The 1,736-nt window shown below is 33.6% G+C and carries 1 protein-coding gene and 1 pseudogene; one reads left to right on the top strand and one right to left on the bottom strand.

All coding sequences use genetic code 11. The features are described 5' to 3' along the window. Positions 1–785: 5'-methylthioadenosine/S-adenosylhomocysteine nucleosidase (locus AC1DJR_RS28775; RefSeq protein ID WP_477004127.1), on the top strand; the 785-nt coding region annotated here is incomplete at its 5' end. Positions 786–1,270: 485 nt separating this feature from the next. Here the strand turns inward: AC1DJR_RS28775 and AC1DJR_RS28770 are convergent. Then, positions 1,271–1,736: pseudogene (locus AC1DJR_RS28770) on the bottom strand (endonuclease); the annotation flags it as partial.

The raw sequence follows: 1,736 nt of genomic DNA, 5'->3' as shown, positions 1-1,736 counted from the left end.
TAGCTGAGGCAAAAAGCAATCAAAATCCTATCTTAATTCAAGGCCCAATGCCAATAGAAGCTGAAAAATTTGCAAAAAGGTTAAAAAATGTGAAGGAAGAAAAATCTGGAACTTTTACATTTTATAAAGGAACTGTCGACAATTATCCTGTAATCGTTGCGAAAACAGGTAAAGGAATGGAAAATACAGCAGCCGCTACAGCAGTGGCTATTGAAAAATATAAGCCTATRGCRATTATTAACCAAGGWACATCAGGTGGACATGATCCTAATTTAAAYGTATTTGATATTGTTTTAGGAAAACAAGTGGCGAATATAGGTTCGTTAAAAACAACAAATATGAATGAGAACCAAGGGATTGAGCCGGCAAAATGGATATCTATGGACCTGATGGCTTCTGAAGGAAGTGCAGGAGAAGATCCAAATGCTGAGAAAATCCGATACTACGAGGGAGATAAGGATTTACTTGCAGCAGCTAATGCGGTAAAAGATAAATATACAAAAGGTAAAGTGGTKGAAGGKACTATAGGTTCAGCAGAYSTTTGGAATAATGAAGTTGATAGAATTAAGTGGTTCCATACAAAATACGGTACATCTGTAGAAGAAATGGAAGGYGCTGCMGCAGCGCAAATTGCAAAAGCTTATGACGTACCATTTTTAGGGATTCGAGTATTATCTAACAATAAAACAAACGGCGGAAAATACAATCCAAATACAGCGGCGGCAAATCAAGAATATGTATATGAAGTAGTTAAAAAGTATATAGATTCGATACCAAATAAATAGTAGTAGTTCTGTCTCAATATAAAAATGTTATCATTACTGCACAATGTGTTGTGAACTCAGAATTACCAAAGTTTCTTTAATTAAAATAGATTGGTGCCTTACATGGTATCCAATCTATTTTTGTACTTATTCTACAGAGGAAGAAGGGTTTTACACAAAAAATAAAGACAGTTATAGAAAAAAGAAAAGTCGAACGATTTATCAAATATGTATAATTGCATAAAAAAATTGAAATTTATAAGTTAACATTAAACTACTTTTTAATTGTAAAGAATATTTTAATAATCTTTACTAGAGAAGGATATTCCTTGTGAAAAGTAGATAAACAAAAAGTGTGGAAATAATACAGACTCAATAGAGTTTTGTATTAAATAAAAAGAAAAGGATGGGTATGGCTTTCTAAAAGTTTTTGGGGGCTAGAAAGCATTTTTTAGTTAATAGCTTCAAATTATATTTTAAAGGGGAAATGGGTATATGAAGTTTAGAAATACAAGGCTTGCTATGGTTACACTATCACGAGGTTCCCAAGAATCACTATCGTACTTACATTCTGTCGCTTCTGAATGATTCACACCACCATTATCAAAATCCAGATTTCCACGTGAGCTATTTACAGATACATCCGTCGCTCTTAAATGATGCAAATCTGTTCCAGCTCCTGCAGTCGTTCCAAAATCACCGTGAGATTTTGCCCAAACATGCTCTCGGTTCCAATTATCAACTCCTGAACCATTCGTAAGTTTCCCTTGCGAACGCCCAGTATATAAGAGTAGCACATTGTTTTTATTATTTGGATCTTCATCAGTATCTCTTAGTGCTTCCCAAACCGCACTGTATGATAACTTTGTATGATCATCAATAAYATTATGAAGTTCCTTCTTTAATTCTAAACCCRTTTTTCCTATTGCRTTATTATAATATGTATCGTCATAGTTTTTTACAGTAATCTCT

It is taken from the genome of Bacillus sp. 05T31, assembly GCF_056396725.1.
The sequence above is the reverse complement of the archived record's forward strand: the minus strand, read 5'-3'. Positions and strand labels throughout refer to the sequence as shown.